We start from the raw sequence: 20883 nt of genomic DNA on the forward strand, positions 1-20883 counted from the left end.
CAACGCTGCCGATGCGCCCGCGTCGCCAGGCGCACGATTCGAACCGCCGACCATCAACAATGGGTTCGAACCGAGCGGCGCAGCCGCGAGCTCGCGTGAGTGCAGCGAACGCCATCCCTCCGTCGGCACCATTTCCGGACCCGTCGGTCCGTCGAGGTCAGCGACTGCGGCCTTCCGAAGGTGCATGGTTCTCGGTATCCGCTCCCGTCAGGGACCGCGCCAGCGATCGAACATCGCTCCCGTTCGGCGCCTGGTGCAGTCGAAGTCCGAACCCCGGCAGGACGGCGTAGACGTGGTCGAAGATCTCGGACTGGACGTTCTCGTAGGGAATCCAGCTCGTTTCGTGGCTGAAGGCGTAGAGTTCGAGCGGGATGCCGTCGTCGCCGGCCTGGAGCTGGCGGACCATGTGGGTCAGGTCGGTGTTGATTGCCTTGCGCGAACCGAGATAGCGCGTCAGGTAGGCACGCAGCAGGCCGATGTTGGTCAGGCGGCGGGCATCGGTCGGGGAGTCGGGGTCGATTCCGCGCCGCTCGTTCTCCTCGCGAATGCTGGCGAGCTTCTCTTCGATGTGTTCGGTCAGCAGTTCGGCCTCGCGCAGCCGTTCGATCAGTTGCTCGGAGGCGAACCCGACGCTGCTGGCCTCGATCCGGATCGAACGCTTGATCCGGCGGCCGCCCACGGTTTCGATGTTGCGCCAGTTCTTGAACGAGTTCGAGACCAGCGCGTAGTTCGGAACCGAGGTGATGGTCTTGTCCCAGTTCCGGACCTTGACGGTGGTCAGACTGATGTCGACGACATCGCCGTCGGCGCCGTAGTCCGGCATTTCCAGCCAGTCGCCGACCGACAGCATGTCGTTGGCCGACAGCTGGATGCCGGCGACCAGGCCGAGAATCGGGTCGCGGAAGACGAGCAGGACCACGGCGGTCATCGCGCCCAGGCCGCTGAACAGGATCAGCGGCGATTTTCCGATCAGGAACCCCACCGCAAAGATCAGTCCGATGATGCTTCCGGCCAGCTTCATCCCCTGGAACAGGCCGCGCAGCGGCAGTCGCCGGCTGGATCGTGCGTCTCGGCTCAAGCGCTCGACGCCGTCGAGCAGGGCGAACAGCGCCAGCACGGTGAACAACACGATCCAGAGATGGGTGACGGTTTCGAGCAGGGCGAGCGCCCAGTGATCGGGGTCGAGAAAGGCGCTGCCCATGACCCAGACGACCACGCCCTGGGCGGCCAGAGCCAGTCGTGAAGCCAGCCTGGCATCGAACATGCGGACTTGCGAGTGGCGGCTGGCTTCGGTCATTCGAGTCAGCGCGCGCAGCAGCACGCGATGCACGGCCAGGTGAACCAGTGCGGTCACGAGCGCGATCAGGCCGATGACCGTCAGCGAGTAGATCAGCGAATCGTCGGCCACTCCCCAGTCGGCAAGAAGCGCTTTCAGTGCGTCCTTCATGAATCATCCCGGAGCGGAGCGAACGTCCACCCTAACAAGGATGGCGTGCGTGCTTCCGGAATGTCGTTCAGGCCGTGAAGTCGCTCCAGACGTCGCGGAGGTCGTTCAGCGCGGTTTCGAAGAAGCGCTGGCCGTGTTCGACACAGGCCAGGGTCGGGTCGGACCCGCAGCGGCCGTCGGAGTAGCGCCGTCGGAAGTCGGCCGCGTCGCGGATCGGTCCATCGGGCGCGATCCGCGGCTCGAGCCGTGCCTGGCGCTGCGCTTCCGGATGGGCGAACCAGGTCAGCGAAATCTCCGACGGCGTGGCGTGGCTGCCCTCGGCACTGCCATAGAGTTCGCGGGACAGGGCGCGAACGCCTGGCAGGGTGAACCAGTTGACCAGTTTCAGCGACAGCGGCGAGACCGCTCCGGCATGGCTGGATCGGGCCCAGATCTCCGAGAACGCGGCCTGGACGGTCGCGATGTTTCCGCCGTGGCCGTTCAGGAACAGGATGCGCCGGAAGCCGGTGGCGGCCAGCGATGAAACGACGTCGTCGATGACGGCGATCAGGGTGCTCGGCCGCAGCGCGATCGAGCCCGGGAAGCCGAGATGATGCTGCGCCATTCCGATGCTCAAGGTGGGTGCGACCAGGACGCCTTCGTCGGCCATGCCTTCGGCGATTCGCTGCGGACACAGTGCGTCGGTGCCGATCAGCCCGGTCGGCCCGTGCTGCTCGGTCGAGCCGATCGGCACGAGGATGGCGTCGCTTCGTTCCAGGTAGTTCTGGATGTCGGGCCAGGTCGAAAGCTGGAGTTTCATCGTGGTGTTCCTGTCTTGATCGATTCGTCAGTGGGGTCGTCGAGGGTCAGCGCCTGGCGGAACACGCGCTCGCCTGCCGCCAGCCGCTCGCGGGTGGTCGGATCGTCGAGCGCCTCGGCCAGCGCGCTCACCAGTTCGTATTGCCGGGCGTCCCGTCCGGCCTCGGACAGGGCCGCGACCAGCCCGGCCTGGACGCCGGCATGGACCCGGGCCAGCGGGGCCAGTTGCGGGTGGCCGAGGTGCAGGTCTTCGGGGTGATCGTAGGAGTCTCGACAGGCATCGACCGACAGCGAATGGTAGGCGCGGCAGTTCAGCGGTCGGCCGGCATAGCCGCTGCAACGGCCGTCGACCAGTGCGGGGCAGGGCAGGTTGACGGTCAGCACCTTGTCGACCGGCAGTGCGCGCAGCCGCGACTCGGTCCGGTGGACGCGCTCGACGAAGCTTTCGAAGGCCTCGGCGTCCAGGCGCTGCTCGAGAAAATCGAGCAATGCGAAGACCTCGACCGGCGTGGCCATGACCCGCAGGTGACAGCAGAAGGCGCAGCCGCTTCGGCAGGCCACCGGGCCGCGATCGGCGCGGGGCAGGGCGGCAAGCTCGGCCTCGAGCGCCCGCTGGGTTCCACGCAAAGCGTTCGAGGCCGAGGTCCGCAGGCCACGGCTGCCCGCCTCGCGCCCGGCTTCGGCCGCCCGGATCCGCAGGGCGTCGAGACGACTCATCGGTTCGCTCCGTCGGGTCCCTGCTCGTTTCGATGCGCTTCCAGGTAGGCGCGCAACTCCGCGGCCGCTGGCGCGGACTGCGCGAGCACGCTTTCGATCCGGTTGAAGTGGAGCAAACGGACGTCGTGAATCTCGGGCTTGATGTAGAGGTCGGGTGGATCGCGGAATCGCGCATCGGCGATCAGTGCCTGCTGCATCAGCTCGAAACTCCCGAACAGCAGGTCGGAGAATTCGGCGGCGGCCTGGTCGCCGGGGCGGGGCCGGGCGCCGGAGACATCGACGGCGATGACGCGGGCGCACCCCGCTCGGAGGCGGTCCAGCGGCAAGGGCCGGGTGGTGCCGCCGTCGATCAGCATGTGCGCACCGCGACGAACCGGAGAGAACAGCCCGGGCACCGCCATGCTGGCTTCAACGGCTTCGAACAGCGGGCCTTCGTCGAGGACGACCGTCTCGCCGGTCCAGTAATCGGTGGCGATGACCTCGAGCGGAATTCTCAGGTCGCCGAAGTCGCGTGCTTCCGTGTGCGTGGCCAGGAACTCGATGAACCCCTCGGGATCGATCAGTCCACCGTGCTCGAGGTCGAGGTTCAGGACATCCCGCAGGCCCAGTCCATTGTCGCCATCGATCATTCGGGACAGCGCATCGAGCCCGGAGCCGCCGAATTCGGCGAACAGCGTTTCGATCGAATCGGCATCGAGACCGGCGGCGTACAGTGCGCCGATCACGGCACCGATGCTGGTGCCAGCGATCCTCGAGGGTCGCAGCCCCAGTTCATCGAACACGTTCAGCATCGCGATGTGGGCAAGCCCGGCCGCGCCGCCGGAGCCCAGGGCCAGCCCGATCTCGCAGTCGGTCGCCTCCGAGGCGGCCGACTCGACGGTTTCGGCGGCGACGTGGGCGTCGGGGGCCAGCACGACCAGGAGAAGCAGGGTGGCGAGGAACGGGCGGGGAGGCATCGTGGCGATCCGGTCGGGCAGAGGCACAGCATACTGATCCGCGACGGTTCGGGTCGGACGAAACTGCAGGTTCGTTCTTGCACCCGCAAGAAAAAGCCCCGGCCGATGGCCGGGGCTCGTGCGAACGTTCGGTTCGCGGATCGCGGCTTACGGGCGATCGAGGTAGAAGTCGTAGCTTCCGCTGCCGGAGTACGACCGGATGCGCCAGTAGTAGTACCCGGAGGAACCGTTGTAGCTGATGTCCTCGTCCGAGCTGGCGCTTGCGCTGTTGGCCACGCGGCTCCAGCCACGGCCGTTCCAGCGGTACAGCTCCAGGTCGAAGTCGGCACTGCCCGGCCCGCGCAGGTAGCCGTTGTGGGTGCCGGCGCTCGAGAAGTAGTAGGTGCCGTTCGGCTGCACGTCGGAGTCGCCGGTGCCGCTCAGCGAACCCGTGTACAGGTCGCAGTTGGAGCACGGAGCCCCGCCGCCGCCACCACCGCTCGGCTCGGTGAAGCCGCCGACCAGCGATACGCCCGAGTAGGACGAATAGCCGCGGATCATGACGTGCCAGGTACCGGCTGCCGGGCTGGCGAAGTCGCAGCTCTCGGTGTTGCCGCCGATGTACGGACGGCAGTCGTAGCTGGACGTGGTCGGGGCTGCGCCGAAGCGGACGTACAGGTCGGCATCGCCCGAACCACCGGCCATGTCGAAGGCCAGGTTGGTCGCGCCGGCCGGGACGTCGAGGGTGAAGAAGATTTCCGAGCCCTGTGCGCCGGACAGGTTGCCGACCGGCACGCCGTTGGTCAGCGCGGTCGGGCCGGTTCCACCACCGCCGCCACCGCCGCCGCCACCGCCGCCGCCACCGCCGCCACCGCCGAACAGCGAGTAGGCCATCAGGTTGGGCGAACCGCTTCCGACGTTGGTCAGGGTGTTGGAAATGCCGGCCGCGAAGATCGCGTTCTCGACCTGGGTCGGCGTGGCCGACGGGTTGTCGGCGAGATACAGCGCGGCGATGCCGGCCACGTGGGGCGCGGCCATCGAGGTCCCGCTGATGGTATTGGTCGACGAGTTGCTGGTCCACCAGGCCGAAGTGATCGACGAGCCCGGCGCAAAGATATCGACGCAGGAGCCGAAGTTGGAGAAGCTGGAACGCGAGTCGCTGCTGGTCGTGGAGCCGACCGTGATCGCGGCCGCGGAGCGCGCGGGCGAGACGTTGCAGGCGTTCTGGTTCTCGTTGCCGGCGGCAACGACGACGGTCACGCCGGCGTTGCGCATGTTGGCCACGGCGTTGTCGGTGGTGGTCGAGGCGCCGCCGCCCAGGCTCATGTTGGCCACGGCCGGCAGGACGCGGTTGGCCGCGATCCAGTCCATCCCGGCGATGACGCCGGAGTTGGTGCCCGAGCCGTTACAGCCCAGCACGCGGACCGGCACGATCAGCGACTGCTTGGCGACACCCCAGGTCGAACCGGCCACCGTGCCGGCGACGTGGGTACCGTGCCCGTTGCAGTCGTTCGAGCCGCGACCGTCGTTGATCGAGGTGAAGCCGCTGAGAACGCGACCGCCGAAGTCGTTGTGCGAGGCCAGCACGCCGGTGTCGACGATGTAGCTGCGCACGTTCGATGCGGTCGTGTTGTAGGTGTAGGTGCCGTCGAGCGGCAGATCGGTCTGGTCGACGCGATCCAGGCCCCAGGTGGCGTTGTTCTGCGTCGCGCGGACGGAAACGATGCCGTCTTCTTCGACGTAGGCCACGCGCGGATCCTTGATCAGATCCAGCAGCTGCTTGTCGCTGACATCGGATGCCACGAAGCCGCGCAGCACGTGCGAGTACGACCGAGCGACCCGCAGGTTGTGCGTCCGGGCCATATCGGTGGCCACGCGAGCGACTTCCGGTGCCGCGGAGCGCTCGTTGGCCAGGCGCGCTACGTCGTCTTTCAGAACGACGATGTACTGACCTTCGATCGGATCCTTCGCGATCCGCAGGGCCGCTGACTGGTCCGAACCGGCGAGCAGCTCGGAGGCGGCGACCGGTGCGGCCAGAGCGGCGGCGAGCAGGCCGGCGCTGGCAACGGTGACAGATAGTTTCTTCCAGAACATCGAGTTTTCTCCCATGTGAACTGCTTTTTTCGAGTCCCCTTGCTACTTTCCCCTTTGTGCGACCTCCGATTTGCGTCGGAAGTGGGTTTCGAGGTTGCAACCCGCTCTTTCCTGGCCGCAGTTCCCACGCTGCGACAATTCAGGTTCGGTTTTTGGCCGGAGGCGTTGCGGCCCTCGTCCCCAACAAGCACCCATTGGTTATACGGGAGCCAGCGCGTGAAAATCCAGCGATTTTCCGACCGAATTTACGGAAATGTGACGAATATCACGCAAAAAAGTGACATTTTTTGTCACTTCATGACCATTCGGGCGCGTACGGCGGGGTCCGGAGCGTGCCGGAGTCGAGGTGCTGTCAGGGGGAGATCAGGTCCCGGTGCGCCGCCACCGGAATCCTCGTGCGTGCTCGCCAGCCAGGGCAGGCCGGTCGGCGTGTCGGTCGCGTCGATGAACAGCACCCCTTCGGGTGCGTTCACGCCCGGCGGCTCTGCACCAGCGCCTGCAGACGGCGTCGGGTCGTGGACGAACAAGCTGTCGGCCCGCTCCAGGCCGATGAACGCGAAACGGGGGGTCGACCAGACCGGTCGCGATGCCCTCGGGTTCCGGGTCGGCTCCCGGACATCGGCCCGGTCAATCGGGACGACGAATCCGGAGGTCCGGCCGGCTCATGCGCTCGGCGAGACGGTCGGGATAGTCGGGAGGAACCGCCCAGAGGATCGAGGTGGCTTGCCGCTGCAGTGCGCGCTCGTCGGCATCGAGGTCGCTGCGGATCGCCAGCACCAGGTCACTGCTGGCCCAGGGGTGATCGAACCAGTAGCGGTGGCCGGTGATGTCGAAGCCGCGCTGGTCGGCACCGTAGGACATGTCGATCACCTCCAGCCGCTCGGCGCCCCGCACCGTATCGAGCTGCTCGTCGTTCAGCGGTCGTTGGCGCAGCTGTCCGATCCGATCGTCGCCGCCCATGAATCGACGCGCCATCCGCAGCGCACCGTCGTTCGACGACGACGTGACAACGATCCGTCGAGCGAGTCGATCGATCTTCGGCAGGGCATCGATGAACTCGTTGCCGGGGACGTCCGCGGCGGCAAAGTAGATGGTTCCGAGGCGGAATCGCTCGCGCAGGTCCACGCCGTCGGCGGCGTGACGTGCGTAGAGATCCGAAAGCGCCCGGGTGACCAGGCGACCCCCGGCGCTCCAGGTCACGATGTGGATCCGCCGTGCGATGGAGTCCTGCGCCAGCTGCTCGAGCAGCGCGAGCAGCGCCGAACTGCTGCGGTAGGCACGACGCACGTCGCCGCCCGTGCCATAGGCGATGATGTTCTGCCGGGTCGGCCAGGAAAAGGCCATCGAGGTCATGTCGCGGCCCATGAAGTGGTCGAGCTGGGCGGCGAAGGCGTTGGCGTTGTAGAAGTTCACCTTCGCCCCGTGGACGTAGATCAACAGGTCGCGATCCCGGGCCGCCTCGATCGAGGCATTCAGGTCGGCCATCAGCCAGGACGCCGAGCCGCTCGGATCGACCGCCCGGCCGTGTTCGTCGAGCGTGAAGTGTCCGGCCTCGACCAGGCCGGCGATCGACAGGTCGACGTTCCGTTCGCGCTCGGCGCTGCGCGAGAATTCGTTGAGCTCGGACCAGCTGATGTCGGGACCGCCGAAGCCGATCAGCGACATCCCGACCGAAACCCGATCGCTCTCGTTGTTGTTGTAGTCGATCCGCTGCAGGTCCGGTTCGCGTTCGCGGGTGGTCGCGTAGTACACCCGCCGCGGTTTCCAGCGCTGGTCGGCCGGAACGTGATCGAGCGGCCCGACCTCGAGTTCGGAAAACAGCACCGGCGTGGGCATCAGGGGCTGGACGCGAGGCCCGGCACAGCCCGCGAGGACCAGGCCTGCGACGAGGATCGCGATGCCCTGGAAGAAGCGGTGACGATCAGGCATGGGAGCGAGGGCGAGGGATGGGCCGCCGTCGACTATACCAGCGGCACCGGCGGACGCACGCCGGACGGGACCCGCCCCGGGTCGTTCAGTCCTCGAGGATGGGGCGCAGGTACTTCTGCGCCCGCTCCAGCGGGATTTCCTTGCGCCGGGCGTAGTCTTCCAGCTGGTCGCGGCCGATCTTTCCGACCACGAAGTACTTCGATTCCGGATGTCCGAAGTAGTAGCCGCTGACCGCGGCAGCCGGATGCATGGCGAAGGATTCGGTCAGCTCCAGGCCGATGTTGCCGGGCGCATCGAGCAGGTCGAACAGCTTGGTCTTCTCGCTGTGGTCGGGGCAGGCCGGGTAGCCGGGCGCCGGTCGGATGCCGCGGTAGGTTTCCTTGATCAGTTCCTGGTTGGACAGGTTCTCGTCGGGGGCGTAGCCCCAGAGCTCGCGTCGGACCTTCGCATGCAGTGCTTCGGCCAGTGCCTCGGCCAGGCGGTCGGCCAGGGCCTGGAGCAGGATGCCGGCGTAGTCGTCGTTGTCGGGCAGCTTCTGCCTGGCCTCCTCGATGCCGTGGCCGGTGGTCACGGCGAACAGCCCGGCCCAGTCCTCGACGCCCGAGTCGGCCGGCGCGACATAATCGGCCAGGCACAGGTTGGCCGAAGGCTTGTCGGCCTGCTGGCGCAGACAGACCATGCGTTCCAGCACCGTTTCGCGGGATTCGTCGGTGTAGAGCAGGATATCGTCACCGTCTCGCGCGGCCGGCAGCAGGGCGCAGACCGCCTTCGGCTGCAGCCATTTCTCGTCGACGATCCGTTTCAGCATGTCCTGGGCATCGTCGAACAGGCTGGTCGCGGCTTCGCCGACGACCTCGTCGTCGAGGATGTCGGGATAGCGGCCGGCCAGTTCCCAGGTCTGGAAGAACGGCGTCCAGTCGATGACCTCCACCAGGTCCTCCAGCGGCCAGTCGTCGATGACGTTGAGACCCGGCTTCAGGGGCCTGTTCGGCGTGTAGGCGCTCCAGTCGATCTCGAACGCCTTGTCGCGCGCCGCTTCGATCGGGATCAGCGGCTTGCGCTTCTTCCGGTTGGCGTGCCGCTCGCGGAATTCTTCGTAGTCGGCCGCGATGTCCGCGGCGTAGTTGGGCCGATGGGTCCGACTGGCCAGCTTGCGGACCACGTCCACGGCTCTGGACGCGTCCTTGACCCAGACCACCGGCGCCTCGTAGGCCGGGTCGATCTTCAGCGCGGTATGGGCGCGCGAGGTCGTCGCACCGCCGATCAGCAGCGGCAGGTCCATGCCGCGCTTCCTCATGGCTTCGGCCACGGTCACCATCTCGTCCAGCGACGGGGTGATCAGCCCCGAGAGGCCGACCATGTCGACGTCGTGCTTTTCGGCTTCGTCGAGGATCCGGTCGGCCGGTACCATGACGCCGAGATCGTGCACATCGAAGCCGTTGCAGGCCAGCACGACGCCGACGATGTTCTTGCCGATGTCGTGCACATCGCCCTTGACGGTGGCCAGCAGCACGCTGCCCTTCTTCTCGCCGACCTTCTTTTCCTTCTCGAGGTAGGGCACGAGGTGGGCGACGGCCTTCTTCATCACGCGGGCCGACTTGACGACCTGGGGCAGGAACATCTTGCCGGCGCCGAACAGGTCGCCGACGTAGTTCATGCCGTCCATCAACGGGCCTTCGATGACCTCCAGCGCGGTGTCGTGCTGCTGACGCGCTTCCTCGGTGTCGTCGATGACGTACTTGTCGATGCCCTTGACCAGGGCGTACTTCAGCCGCTCGGCCACCGGTTTCTCGCGCCAGGCTTCATCCTTTTCCTGTTTCTGCCCGTCGCCCTTGTACTTGTCGGCGGCCTCCAGCAGCCGCTCGGTGGCATCGTCGCGGCGGTTGAGCACGACGTCCTCGACCAGCTCGCGCAGCTCGGGGTCGATGTCGTCGTAGACGGCCAGCTGGCCGGCGTTGACGATGCCCATGTCCATCCCGGCCTGCATGGCGTGGTACAGGAACACCGAGTGCATGGCCTCGCGCACCGGGTTGTTGCCGCGAAACGAGAACGACATGTTCGATACGCCGCCGGAGATGTGGCAGTGCGGGAAGCGTTTCTTGAGTTCCCGGGTGGCCTCGATGAACTCCATGGAGTAGTTGTTGTGCTCCTCCATGCCGGTGGCGACGGGAAAGATGTTGGGGTCGAAGATGATGTCTTCGGGCGGAAAGCCGATCTCGTCGACCAGCAGCCGGTGGGCGCGCGACAGGCATTCCACCATGCGCTCGGCATTGTCGGCCTGACCGGTTTCGTCGAAGGCCATGACGATCACCGCCGCGCCGTAGCGGCGGATCTTGCGTGCCTGGTCCAGGAACTGTTCTTCCCCTTCCTTCAGGCTGATCGAATTGACGATGCCCTTGCCCTGCAGGCACTTCAGCCCGGCCTCGATCACCGACCACTTCGAGGAGTCGACCATGATCGGTACCCGAGCGATGTCCGGCTCGGCCATGATCAGATTCAGGAAATCGGTCATGGCCTGTTCCGAATCCAGCAGGCCCTCGTCCATGTTGACGTCGATGATCTGGGCGCCGTTCTCGACCTGCTCGAGCGCGACCTCGACCGCCTCGTCGTACTTCTCCTCGGCGATCAGGCGCTTGAAGCGCGCCGAGCCGGTCACGTTGGTCCGCTCGCCGACGTTGACGAAGCCGAGCTCGGGGGTGATGGTCAGCGGCTCCAGGCCGCTCAGCCGGGTGTAGCGTCGTTCGGGTTGCGATTGGCTCATGCTGCCTTCTTGGTTTCGAGTTTGCGCGGCGGGAACGGCTCGACGGCCTCGCGGATGGCGTCGAGGTGGGCGGGCGTGGTGCCGCAGCAGCCGCCGATGATGTTGATCAGGCCGTCTTCGGCGTAGGTCCTGACGATTTCGGCCATTTGCGCCGGGGTCTGGTCGTACTCGCCGAATTCGTTCGGCAGGCCTGCGTTCGGGTGCGCGCTGACCAGGCATTCGGCGACGCGCGCCAGGTCCTCGATGTGCTTCTTGAGCTGATCGGCGCCGAGCGCGCAGTTGAAGCCGACGCCGAACGGTTCGGCGTGGCGCACCGAGTGATAGAAGGCCTCGGGCGTCTGGCCGGACAGCGTGCGGCCGCTGGCGTCGGTGATCGTGCCGGAGATCAGCACCGGCCAGCGCGCGCCGCGACGATCGAACTCCTGCTCGATCGCGAAGATCGCTGCCTTTGCGTTGAGCGTGTCGAAGATCGTTTCGACCATCAACAGGTCGGCGCCACCGTCGAGGAGTCCGCGGATCGCTTCGCTGTAGGTCGATACCAGGTCGTCGAAGGTCACGGCCCGATAGCCGGGGTTGGACACGTCCGGCGAAATCGACGCGGTGCGGTTGGTCGGGCCGAGGGTGCCGACGACGAAACGCGGTCGCGTCGGCGTTGCGGCTTCGGCCTCGTCACAGGCCGCCCGGGCCAGTTTCGCGGCTTCGAAGTTCAGTTCTTCGGCCAGTTCTTCGAGCGAATAGTCGGCCTGGCTGATGCGGTTGGCGTTGAAGGTGTTGGTCTCGATGAAATCGCAACCGACCTCGAGGAACTCCTTGTGGATCCGCTTGATCAGTTCCGGACGGGTCAGCACCAGCAGGTCGTTGTTGCCCTTGAGATCGTCTTCGTGGTCGGCGAAGCGCTCGCCGCGGAAGTCGTCCTCGTCGAGCACTTCGGCCTGGATCATGGTGCCCATGGCACCGTCCAGCAGCAGGATGCGTTCGGCCAGCGCGTCGCGCAGGGCATCCACGCGCTTCGGGTCGTGCCAGGTGTCTCGGGTCATGTTCGTCTCGCCAGTAGCGTGATGATTTCGAAATTCGGGGGTTTCTTCTCGACCGAGGTGACTTCGCAGAAACCCACCTCGAGCCCGGCGTCGCCGAACAATCGTTCCAGCGCGCGGGGCGAGAAACCGTTGTTGACGTGGCCGTAGGCCTCCACCTGCCGGGTGTGGCGGTGCGACTTCAGCGCAGCGGCGATCAGCGTGCCGCCGTCGCGGAGGACCCGGGCCGCCTCGCGCGCGGCCACGTCCGGCCGGTCGCTGTAGGTCAGGGCGTGAAGCAGCAGCACGGTGTCGAACGTCGCGTCGTCGAACGGCAGGGCATGCATGTCGCCCTGGTGGAAGCGGACGTTGGCGAGGGATTCGACCCGTGCCTGGCCGGCATCGACCACGCGCGTCGACAGATCGATGCAGTCGACCGACTCGGCCCGTCCTCCCAGCAGTTCGCCCATCACGCCGTCGCCGGAGGCGATGTCGAGCACCCGACCCGGCGTGATCAGCTGGACCAGCGCCCGCGCGGTGGACTCCCAGCTGCGACCCGGCGAATAGTGGCGTTCCATGTCGCCGGCCACCGCATCGGGCCAGTTGCGGCCGCGGGCACGCTGCGCGAGCACGTCGGGCAGACGTTCGGCGTCGGCCGCGATGACCGGGTCGTCGAGTCGGCCACGGACCATTGCCCACAGCTGGCAAAGCGCCGTGTCCCGACCATCGGTCATCGAGCGGTAGTAGACCGACACGCCCTCGCGGCGATCGGCCACCAGGCCGGCATCGCGCAGCTTTGCCAGGTGCGTCGACACGCGCGGCTGAGCCAGCCGCATGGTTTCGGCAAGCTCCGCGACGGTCAGTTCCTCGGTGTCCAGCAGTGCCAGCAGGCGCAGTCGGGTGGGGTCCCCGAGCAGCGAGCAGTGGCGGCCTACGCGTTCCAGTTCGATGACCTTATCCTTTTATCTCGATCGAAAGATATATTCGCAAGGATAAAGCCTGGAGGGCCGCTTCGCAACCGCCGGAGCGATTCGGCGCGCGGTCCGGAAGAGGCGGTCGAGCGCGCGGGGAGTCCCGTCAGAACCGGTCCTTCCAGCGTCTCAGCGTGGCGAACACGGCCTCCGGCGTGCCGTCGCAGCCAGCGTCGTGGGCCCGGGCCGCCGCGATCACGGCGGGCGCGCGGGTGCGCAGGAACGGGTTGCAGCGCTTTTCCTGCTCCAGCCGGCTGGGTACGGTCCGATGGCCCTGTTCGCGCAGTTGCTCGACCTCACGGCAGCGGGCGAGCAGGTCGCGGTTTTCGGGCTCGACCGTACGCGCGAACGCGCAGTTGGCGCGGGTGTACTCGTGGGCGCAGTGAACGAGGGTGTCGTCGGGCAGGGCCGCAAGCGCGTCCAGCGAGGCCAGCATCTGGGCCGGCCGACCCTCGAACATCCGGCCGCAGCCGATCGAGAACAGGGTGTCGCCGCAGAACACTCGCCCATGGCCGTGGAAGGCGATGTGGCTGGTGGTATGGCCCGGGGTTTCGAGCACCCTGAAGGCCAGCGACGGGGCATCGACCCGAACGTGCTCGCCCTCGCGGCAGGGACGGTCGACGGCCGGAATCCTCGGGTCGGCCGGGCCGAAGACCGGGCAGGGCGCCTCGGCGAGAAGGGCCTCGACGCCGCCGATGTGGTCGGCATGGTGATGCGTCAGCAGGATCGCGCCCAGCTCGAGGCGCTTCCTGGCCAGGTATTCGATCACCGGCCCGGACTGGCCGGGATCGACGACCGCGGCGTGCCGACCGTCGTCGATGATCCAGATGTAGTTGTCGTCGAAGGCCTCGACGGCCTCGATCCCGAGCTTGGTCATGGCGTCGTCTGCTTTTGTTCCGAAAGCGGGTCCGAAGATGTCCGCGACACCCTACTGTACCCCCGCCATTCATTGTGTAACGCCTCGTGGGCCATCCGACAAATGCAGGTAACACGCCGCCGTCGCACCCGCACCGTAGGCTGCGTTCCGCTCGCTCGACGGCCCGGCAAGGACGCCTGCACTCGCGCGCCTTGCATACGAAGCGGGTGCGACGGCGGCGTGTCACCTGATTTGCCGCATGGCCCACTGGCGAGTCGGAGAGCGTTTGGCTGCAAGGCCGGTCCCGCGGGGAATGGCAGCGTCCTTTCCAGGCGACAGAACGCCGCAGATGAAGGCGCTCCGGCTCGCCCTTCGAGGAGCGCGCCTGAACCGACATCGCGGCCTTGCGTCCCTTGTACAGGGCGGGCCCTTCACTGCGGGCCGCGCCGTGCACTGTCGATTCAGGCGCACTCGATAAGTCACACAATGAGTGGCGGGGTACACTACCGCCGACACCGTACCCGAAGAGTCGTCGATCGCCGTCATGTCCGTTGGCTTCGCATCGCTGCAGCACGCCGAGAACGCCGTGATTCCCGAGCTGCTGCGCGGAGCCGGGGTGGACTGGCTGGTGGAATTCGCGCCGGCCTCGAGCCCGTCGCCGGCCATCGATGTGCCCCGTCACCGGGTCCTGCACGACTCCAGCGGCTGGATCTGGCCGTTCCGGGCGGACGGACACACATTGCCATTCGCCGACGAGTCGCTGCCTGCGGTGCTGGTTCGCCACCTGTTCTGGGATGATCTTGCCCTGGAGCGCTTCGCCGAAGCGCTGCGGGTGCTCGCGCCGGGCGGACTGATCGTTTCGGTCACGGCCAATCCCTGGCATCGCGGCAGCTGGCGTGAGCTGGGCCGCGATACGTTCCGGCTGCCGGCCTGGCCGCGCTTTCTCTATCTGCATGCTCGCCACGACCTGCTGTTGCAGATTCCGACCCGTCGCTACTGGACCAGCGTGCTGCCGGGTCTTTCGCCGCTGCTGCTGGTGGTCGGCCGCAAGCCGCCGCGGGCGGCAACGGTCCGCCGCCTGGACCTGCGCCGCGGTTTCGCGTCGGCGGCACGGGCTGCGCCGACCACCACCTGCCGAGCCGCATGAGAGGGAGAGGCCGGAATGACTGACGAGACGGTCGAGATCTGGACCGATGGGGCCTGCAGCGGCAACCCCGGTCCGGGCGGCTGGGGCGCGGTGCTCCGGTTCCGGGGCGTCGAGAAGGAACTGTCCGGCGGCGAGCGGGACACGACCAACAACCGGATGGAGCTGATGGCCGCGATTCGCGCGCTGGAGTCGTTGAACCGCCCCTGTCGTGTCCACCTGACGACCGACTCGAACTACGTGCGTCAGGGCATTACCGAGTGGCTGCCGCGCTGGAAGGCCAACGGCTGGAAGACGGCGGCCCGCAAGCCGGTCAAGAACGCCGATCTCTGGCAGCGCCTCGAAGCCGCGGCGAACGAGCACCGGGTCCGCTGGTCCTGGGTGCGCGGACACTCGGGGCACCCGGAGAACGAGCGGGCCGACCGCCTCGCCACGAGCGCCGCCCAGCGCGCGGCCTGAACCCCGACCCGAGGAGCACTGCGAACCCGATGCGACAGATCGTCCTGGACACCGAAACCACCGGCCTGGAACCCGAGGAAGGTCATCGGATCATCGAGATCGGCGCACTGGAACTGATCGATCGGTCACTGACCGGACGGCAGTTCCACAAGTACATCAATCCCGAGCGCGAGGTCGACGCCGGCGCGGTCGAAGTCCATGGGTTGAGCGACGAGTTTCTCGACGACAAGCCGCGCTTCGCCGAGATCGCCGAAGAATTCATCGAGTTCATCCGCGGCGCCGAACTGATCATCCACAACGCGGCCTTCGATGTCGGCTTCCTGGACGCCGAGCTGGCCCGCTTGCCGGAGCCGACGCGCGTGATCGAGCTGGCCCGGGTGCTGGACACCCTGGAACTGGCGCGCGAGCTTCACCCCGGCCAGCGCAACAGCCTCGACGCGCTGTGTCGGCGCTACGAGGTCGACAACTCCAACCGCACGCTGCACGGCGCGCTGCTCGACTCGGAGCTGCTGGCCGATGTCTACCTGCTGATGACCGGCGGTCAGGTCGATCTCGGGCTCGATCTCTCACCGGCGGGTTCGACGACGCAGTCGCTCGGAGCGGTCGATTACGACCCTTCGCGTCTGCGGGTCCGGGCCGCGAACGCCGACGAATGCGCCGCCCACGAGCAGCGTCTGCAGGCCATCGAGCAGGCCGCCGGCGAGTCCGGCTGTCTGTGGCGGACGCTGGCCGGCCGGGCTTCTTGAGCGAACCGATGCCGCGGCCGGTCCGGGTACGATCGGCGGTGCCGCCGTGCATCGTCGTGACCGGGCCGACCGCAGCCGGCAAGACGACGCTGGCCTTCGCGCTGGCCGAGCGGTTTCCGTGCCGCCTGATCAGCGTCGACTCCGCCCAGGTCTATCGCGGCCTCGACGTCGGTACGGCCAAGCCGACTGCCGAAGAGCTGCGTGCGCATCCCCACGACCTGATCGATATCCGCGAACCGGAAGATGTGTACTCGGCCGCCGAGTTCGTCGCCGACGCCCAACGCTGCATCGCCGGGGCGCACGCGGCGGGGCGCCTGCCGGTGCTGGTCGGAGGGACGACCATGTATCTGAACGCACTTCGCTACGGGCTCGATCCGCTGCCACCGGCCGATCCCGCGCTGCGCGCTGCGCTGACCGCGGAGGCCGAGCGGATCGGTTGGGCGGCGATGCACGCCCGGCTGGCCGAGCTCGATGCCGAGGCCGCCCGCCGGATCCGTGCCAGCGATCCGCAGCGGATCCTGCGGGCATTGGAAATCCACGGCCTGACGGGTCGGCCGCCGACACAGCTGTGGACCGGACGGGGGCCCGATCGGATGCAGGACAGCCTGATGCTGATCGTGAGCCCGGCCGACCGTTCGGAACTTCATGCACGGATCGATCGGCGCTGGTCGACGATGCTCGCTCAGGGACTGCTCGACGAGGTCGCCGCGCTGCTCGAACGCCCCGGCCTCGATCCCGACGGTCCGGTGATGCGCGCGGTCGGTTATCGCCAGTCGCTGGAGTGCCTGCGCGGCGAGTACGATCGGTCGACGCTGGTGGCGCGGGGGGCTGCGGCCACTCGGCGGCTGGCCAAGCGGCAGCTGACTGCACTGCGCCAATGGGCGGGTGGCCGATGGTACGACCCGTTGAATGCATCGTCGATCGACCGCATAATCAGGCGTACAGGGCGGTTTGCGGAGCGCGTCGGGGGCTGATCCGAGCGCACGGCCCGCAGCCGGCGGCCGCGGAAGTTCGTAGCGCGCGTGGCGTTCACGAATCCGCCGGCATACTGCCTGCGACCCAGAATAACGATACGCCAAAAGGAGAACTCCAATGTCCGGCAAGGGTCAATCGCTGCAGGATCCGTTTCTCAATGCTCTGCGCAAGGAGCGGATTCCCGTGTCCATCTTCCTGGTCAACGGAATCAAGCTGCAGGGCCAGATCGAGTCATTCGACAATTTCGTCGTGTTGCTGAAGAATTCCGTCAGCCAGATGATCTACAAGCACGCCATTTCGACCGTGGTGCCTGCGCGCAACGTCCGGCTCGCGCCGAGCGGGGAGTCGGACGGCGATTGATCGGCTCGGAACCGGCACATCGGCCCGCGGCGAACCGACAGCGGGCCGTTCTGCTCCAACCCACGTTCGGCGCCCCCCTGACCGCGCGTGAACAGGAGGAGTTCTGCCTGCTGGCCGAATCGGCCGGCTGCGACATCGTCGCATCGCTGACGGCGCGTCGTGATCAGCCCGACGCGCGCACCCTGGTCGGCCGCGGCAAGGTCGACGAGATTCGGGACGCCGTGGAGCAGCACGACGCCGGGCTGGTGCTGGTCAATCACCGGCTCAGCCCGATCCAGGAGCGCAACCTGTCGCGAGACGTCGGCGTCGCGGTGCTCGATCGCACCACCTTGATCCTCGACATCTTCGCCCAGCGCGCGCGCTCGCACGAAGGCAAGCTGCAGGTCGAACTGGCTCAGCTCGAGCACCTGGCCACCCGACTGGTCCGCGGCTGGACCCACCTCGAACGTCAGCGTGGCGGGATCGGCATGCGCGGGCCAGGCGAAACCCAGCTCGAAACCGACCGTCGGCTGTTGGCAGGACGCATTCGCCAGCTCAAGCGAAGGCTCGATCGGGTCGAGCGCCACCGCGCACGCGGCCGGCAGGCGCGTGAGCGCAATGCGCTGCCGCTCGCTGCCCTGGTCGGCTACACCAACGCCGGCAAGTCCAGCCTGTTCAATCGCTTGACGGCCGGTGAGGTGGTGGCCCGCGACCAGCTGTTCGCGACGCTGGATCCCACGGTGCGCCGGATCGACGACCTCGACGGCGGCGCGGTCCTGGCCAGTGATACCGTGGGCTTCATCCAGGACCTTCCGCACGAGCTCGTCGCCGCGTTTCACGCCACCCTGGAAGAAACGCTCAGCGCCTCGCTGGTGGTCCACGTCATCGATGCCTCCGACCCGGATCGCGACGTCCAGATCGCTACCGTCGAGGATGTGCTCGACCGGATCGGCGCCGGGGAGCTGCCGCGCCTGCGGGTCTACAACAAGATCGATCTGACCGATGCCGGGCCCGGCGTCGAGCGCGACGAAGCCGGCGACGTGATCCAGGTGCGCTGTTCGGCGCAGACCGGTGCCGGTCTCGCCGAGCTTCGAACCGCGCTGGCCGAGCGCGTCGGCGGCGGTCGGATCCGGGCCCGGGTTGTCCTGCCCGCGTCGCTGCAGCGCTTGCGCTCGAAGCTGTTCGAGCTCGGCGCGATCGCCGACGAGCGCGTTGCCGACGACGGTTCGAGCCGGCTGGTGGTCGATCTGGCGCGTCGCGATGCGCGCGAACTGGGCCGATTGAGCGGTCGGGATGGATCGTGGGTCCACGAACACCTGTTAAAATGATCAATTGTGTCTTTCGAGTCGTTCGGCAGCCTTCGGTGGCCGCCGGATTCACCCAACAGAAACGCAACGGAGAGCGGAATGCCCTGGAATGAACCGGGCCGCGGTGGCGGTAACGGACAGGACCCGTGGAAGGGCGGTGACGGCCAACGGCCACCCGATCTGGACGAAGTCTTTGCCAATGTCCAGAAACGATTGAAGAAGATCATCGGCGGTGGCGGCGACGGCGGCAACGAACCGTCGGGCGGCAACAAGGACATGGGGCCGGGCTTCGGCGGCATCCTGGCCTTGTTGCTGGTGCTGGCCGGCATCTGGGCGGTCTGGAACTCGATCCACATCATCGACGAGTCCGAGCGTGGCGTCGTGCTGCGCTTCGGTTCCTACGACCGCACGCTGATGCCGGGCCTGAACCTGACCCTGCCGGCGCCGATCGAAGCGGTCCGCACCGTCAACGTCGAGCAGGTCCGCTCGATCGAGAGCAGCTCCCGGATGCTGACCGGCGACGAGAACCTGATCGATCTCGGCTATGCCGTCCAGTACCGCGTGGTCGATCCGGAGAAGTTCCTGTTCCAGGTCCAGGAGCCGGAGATCTCGCTGCAGGAGGCGACCGACAGTGCCATACGCGAAGTCGTCGGCACCAACAACATGGATTTCATCCTGGAAGTCGGCCGTGGCCTGATCGCGACGTCGGCCGGCGAGCTGCTGCAGCAGATCGTCGATCGCTACGATTCCGGAATCGAAGTCACCCAGTTCAACCTGCAGCAGGTCCGGCCGCCGAACCAGGTGCAGTCGGCCTTCGACGACGTGGTGCGGGCCCGCGAGGACCAGATCCGCTTCGCCAACGAGGCCCAGGCCTACGCCAACCAGGTCGTCCCGGAGGCGCGCGGTCGCGCCGCCCGTGTTCTCGAAGAAGCGCAGGGGTACCGAGACTCGCTGATCGCCCAGGCCGAAGGTGAGGCCGACCGCTTCATCGCCGTCTACGACGAGTACATCCGGGCCCCGGAGGTCACCCGTCAGCGCCTGTACCTGCAGACCCTGCAGGACCTGTATTCGACCGTGCCGAAGGTGTTGCTCGACGTCGAGAACGGCAACAACATCATGTACCTGCCGCTTGACGGGCTGCTCAACGGGGGTGCCGCTCCGGCGTCCTCCGGCCGCTCGATTCCGCCGCCTCCGCTGATGAACAGCGAAGAGCAGGCACGTTCGACTTCCACCCAGACGCGCGGCCGGCCCGGCCGCGAGGGGCGCTGATCCATGAGAATCCTGATTCCGATCCTGGTCGTGGTCGCCGTCGTGGTCGGCCTGCAGAGCGTGTTCATCGTCGACGAGACCGAGACGGCGCTGAAGTTCCGTCTCGGTGAAATCATCCGCGATGACTACCAACCCGGCCTTCATTTCAAGACGCCGTTCATCAACAACGTGGTCAAGTTCGACAGGCGGCTGATCACGCTGGACATGCCGCCGGAGCAGATGAACACGGCCGAACAGAAGTTCGTCGAGGTCGACTACTACGTGAAATGGCGGATTGCCGACCCGTCGCGGTTCTATACCTCGACCTCGGGCGGTGACTTCGCGATCGCCCGGTCGCGCCTGGCCCAGCTGCTTCGCAACGACCTGCGCGACGAGTTCGCCCAGCGCACGCTCTCGGAGGTCGTCTCCGAGCAGCGCCGCAACATGATGAACACCATCCAGACCCGGGCCAACGAGCGGGTCGGTGATTTCGGCATCGTGGTCAACGATGTCCGGATCAAGAAGATCGAGCTGACCGAAGAGGTGCTGGACTCGGTGTTCGACCGGATGGAAACCCAGCGGACGGAGTTCGCCAACGAGCTGCGCTCGCTGGGTCGCGAACGGTCCGAGGAAATCCAGGCCGAGGCCGATCGCCAGGTCCGGGTGCTGCTGGCCGAGGCCGAGCGTGATGCCGCGCGCATCCGCGGTGAAGGGGATGCGCGCGCGACCGAAATCTACGCCAACGCCTACCAGCGTGATCCGGAGTTCTACGCCTTCCTGCGCAGCCTGGAGGCCTATCAGGCGAGCTTCGGCGGTAACCAGGACGTCCTGCTGCTCGACACCGGCTCGGACTTCTTCCGCTACTTCGACCAGAAGGACTGAGCCGGCCGCGATGTGGAACGATCTGCTGCTGGCGTTCGGCCTCGTGATGATTCTCGAGGGCCTGATGCCGGCAATCAGTCCGCACGGCTGGCGGGAGGCGGTCGACCAGCTCGGCCGCCTGCCGGATCGATCGGTGCGACGCGTCGGCGTGGCGTTGATCCTGCTCGGTGCGCTGGTCTTCCACCTCGCGCGGTGAGCGAAGCACCGCGCCGGGTTGCTTCGAACCGAACTGTTTTCGAACCGAACGTTTAGGGAGTCGATC

Annotated in this window: 17 protein-coding genes and 1 pseudogene; 9 read left to right on the plus strand and 9 right to left on the minus strand. The window is 67.0% G+C overall.

Translation table 11 applies throughout. The features are described 5' to 3' along the window. Positions 1-157 precede the first annotated feature (157 nt). The 9 genes and pseudogenes from HFP89_RS00615 to gloB all read right to left on the minus strand — a co-directional run bounded on the left by HFP89_RS00615 (position 158) and on the right by gloB (position 13542). Positions 158-1447, minus strand: a complete 1290-nt coding sequence (locus HFP89_RS00615; protein ID WP_168715704.1) for a mechanosensitive ion channel family protein — start codon at positions 1445-1447, stop codon at positions 158-160. A gap of 67 nt (positions 1448-1514) precedes the next feature. After that, complete coding sequence (locus HFP89_RS00620) at positions 1515-2246, minus strand: creatininase family protein (protein WP_168715705.1); 732 nt, start codon at positions 2244-2246, stop codon at positions 1515-1517. Next, positions 2243-2962 (minus strand): YkgJ family cysteine cluster protein, encoded by a 720-nt coding sequence (locus tag HFP89_RS00625; protein ID WP_168715706.1) that lies wholly within the window; start codon positions 2960-2962, stop codon positions 2243-2245. The genes HFP89_RS00620 and HFP89_RS00625 overlap by 4 nt, the downstream gene beginning before the upstream one ends. Beyond that, the gene (locus tag HFP89_RS00630) at positions 2959-3918 is read right to left on the minus strand and encodes a patatin-like phospholipase family protein (RefSeq protein WP_168715707.1); all 960 of its coding nucleotides are present in this window, start codon (positions 3916-3918) and stop codon (positions 2959-2961) included. Before HFP89_RS00630 ends, HFP89_RS00625 begins: the two co-directional genes overlap by 4 nt. Positions 3919-4065: 147 nt before the next feature. Continuing rightward, positions 4066-5991 (minus strand): S8 family peptidase, encoded by a 1926-nt coding sequence (locus HFP89_RS00635; RefSeq protein WP_168715708.1) that lies wholly within the window; start codon positions 5989-5991, stop codon positions 4066-4068. 627 nt (positions 5992-6618) lie between these two features. After that, positions 6619-7920 (minus strand): alpha/beta hydrolase, encoded by a 1302-nt coding sequence (locus HFP89_RS00640; RefSeq protein WP_206212163.1) that lies wholly within the window; start codon positions 7918-7920, stop codon positions 6619-6621. 85 nt (positions 7921-8005) lie between these two features. After that, positions 8006-11718 (minus strand): annotated as a pseudogene (gene metH / locus HFP89_RS00645) (methionine synthase). Continuing rightward, a complete protein-coding gene (locus tag HFP89_RS15900) occupies positions 11715-12644 on the minus strand; it encodes a metalloregulator ArsR/SmtB family transcription factor (RefSeq protein ID WP_346775173.1) in 930 nt (309 codons plus the stop codon). The pseudogene metH and the gene HFP89_RS15900 overlap by 4 nt, the downstream one beginning before the upstream one ends. A 127-nt stretch (positions 12645-12771) precedes the next feature. Next, positions 12772-13542 (minus strand): hydroxyacylglutathione hydrolase, encoded by a 771-nt coding sequence (gene gloB, locus HFP89_RS00660; protein ID WP_168715711.1) that lies wholly within the window; start codon positions 13540-13542, stop codon positions 12772-12774. Between the two features lie 523 nt (positions 13543-14065). Between gloB and HFP89_RS00665 the strand changes: the two genes are divergently transcribed. The 9 genes from HFP89_RS00665 (at position 14066) to HFP89_RS00705 (ending at position 20817) form a co-directional block, all read left to right on the plus strand. Further along, a complete protein-coding gene (locus HFP89_RS00665) occupies positions 14066-14668 on the plus strand; it encodes a class I SAM-dependent methyltransferase (RefSeq protein WP_168715712.1) in 603 nt (200 codons plus the stop codon). A gap of 15 nt (positions 14669-14683) precedes the next feature. Then, a complete protein-coding gene (gene rnhA / locus HFP89_RS00670; protein ID WP_168715713.1) occupies positions 14684-15124 on the plus strand; it encodes a ribonuclease HI in 441 nt (146 codons plus the stop codon). A 29-nt stretch (positions 15125-15153) separates the two neighbouring features. After that, a complete protein-coding gene (dnaQ, locus tag HFP89_RS00675) occupies positions 15154-15870 on the plus strand; it encodes a DNA polymerase III subunit epsilon (RefSeq protein WP_168715714.1) in 717 nt (238 codons plus the stop codon). Further along, on the plus strand, positions 15867-16844 hold the full coding sequence (gene miaA / locus HFP89_RS00680) for a tRNA (adenosine(37)-N6)-dimethylallyltransferase MiaA (protein WP_240955779.1): 978 nt from the start codon (positions 15867-15869) through the stop codon (positions 16842-16844). Before dnaQ ends, miaA begins: the two co-directional genes overlap by 4 nt. A 118-nt stretch (positions 16845-16962) precedes the next feature. After that, complete coding sequence (gene hfq, locus HFP89_RS00685; protein WP_168715715.1) at positions 16963-17205, plus strand: RNA chaperone Hfq; 243 nt, start codon at positions 16963-16965, stop codon at positions 17203-17205. Next, positions 17202-18512, plus strand: coding sequence for a ribosome rescue GTPase HflX (gene hflX, locus HFP89_RS00690; protein ID WP_240955782.1), 1311 nt, complete (start codon positions 17202-17204; stop codon positions 18510-18512). The genes hfq and hflX overlap by 4 nt, the downstream gene beginning before the upstream one ends. Positions 18513-18590: 78 nt before the next feature. After that, complete coding sequence (hflK, locus tag HFP89_RS00695) at positions 18591-19760, plus strand: FtsH protease activity modulator HflK (RefSeq protein WP_168715716.1); 1170 nt, start codon at positions 18591-18593, stop codon at positions 19758-19760. A gap of 3 nt (positions 19761-19763) precedes the next feature. Beyond that, the gene (gene hflC / locus HFP89_RS00700) at positions 19764-20621 is read left to right on the plus strand and encodes a protease modulator HflC (RefSeq protein WP_168715717.1); all 858 of its coding nucleotides are present in this window, start codon (positions 19764-19766) and stop codon (positions 20619-20621) included. 10 nt (positions 20622-20631) lie between these two features. Continuing rightward, a complete protein-coding gene (locus tag HFP89_RS00705; protein WP_168715718.1) occupies positions 20632-20817 on the plus strand; it encodes a DUF2065 family protein in 186 nt (61 codons plus the stop codon). Positions 20818-20883 lie beyond the last annotated feature (66 nt).

It is taken from the genome of Wenzhouxiangella sp. XN79A, from assembly GCF_012272825.1.
GTDB lineage: Bacteria > Pseudomonadota > Gammaproteobacteria > Xanthomonadales > Wenzhouxiangellaceae.

What these genes read in the sequence shown, in the direction of transcription:
- HFP89_RS00635 (WP_168715708.1), bottom strand. Translation starts at nt 5,991, where the DNA reads ATGTTCTGGAAGAAACTATCTGTCACCGTTGCCAGCGCCGGCCTGCTC.
- HFP89_RS00705 (WP_168715718.1), top strand. Translation starts at nt 20,632, where the DNA reads ATGTGGAACGATCTGCTGCTGGCGTTCGGCCTCGTGATGATTCTCGAG.
- HFP89_RS00620 (WP_168715705.1), bottom strand. Translation starts at nt 2,246, where the DNA reads ATGAAACTCCAGCTTTCGACCTGGCCCGACATCCAGAACTACCTGGAA.
- hflC (WP_168715717.1), top strand. Translation starts at nt 19,764, where the DNA reads ATGAGAATCCTGATTCCGATCCTGGTCGTGGTCGCCGTCGTGGTCGGC.
- gloB (WP_168715711.1), bottom strand. Translation starts at nt 13,542, where the DNA reads ATGACCAAGCTCGGGATCGAGGCCGTCGAGGCCTTCGACGACAACTAC.
- HFP89_RS00630 (WP_168715707.1), bottom strand. Translation starts at nt 3,918, where the DNA reads ATGCCTCCCCGCCCGTTCCTCGCCACCCTGCTTCTCCTGGTCGTGCTG.
- HFP89_RS00665 (WP_168715712.1), top strand. Translation starts at nt 14,066, where the DNA reads ATGTCCGTTGGCTTCGCATCGCTGCAGCACGCCGAGAACGCCGTGATT.
- rnhA (WP_168715713.1), top strand. Translation starts at nt 14,684, where the DNA reads ATGACTGACGAGACGGTCGAGATCTGGACCGATGGGGCCTGCAGCGGC.
- HFP89_RS00625 (WP_168715706.1), bottom strand. Translation starts at nt 2,962, where the DNA reads ATGAGTCGTCTCGACGCCCTGCGGATCCGGGCGGCCGAAGCCGGGCGC.
- dnaQ (WP_168715714.1), top strand. Translation starts at nt 15,154, where the DNA reads ATGCGACAGATCGTCCTGGACACCGAAACCACCGGCCTGGAACCCGAG.
- HFP89_RS00615 (WP_168715704.1), bottom strand. Translation starts at nt 1,447, where the DNA reads ATGAAGGACGCACTGAAAGCGCTTCTTGCCGACTGGGGAGTGGCCGAC.
- hfq (WP_168715715.1), top strand. Translation starts at nt 16,963, where the DNA reads ATGTCCGGCAAGGGTCAATCGCTGCAGGATCCGTTTCTCAATGCTCTG.
- HFP89_RS00640 (WP_206212163.1), bottom strand. Translation starts at nt 7,920, where the DNA reads ATGCCTGATCGTCACCGCTTCTTCCAGGGCATCGCGATCCTCGTCGCA.
- hflK (WP_168715716.1), top strand. Translation starts at nt 18,591, where the DNA reads ATGCCCTGGAATGAACCGGGCCGCGGTGGCGGTAACGGACAGGACCCG.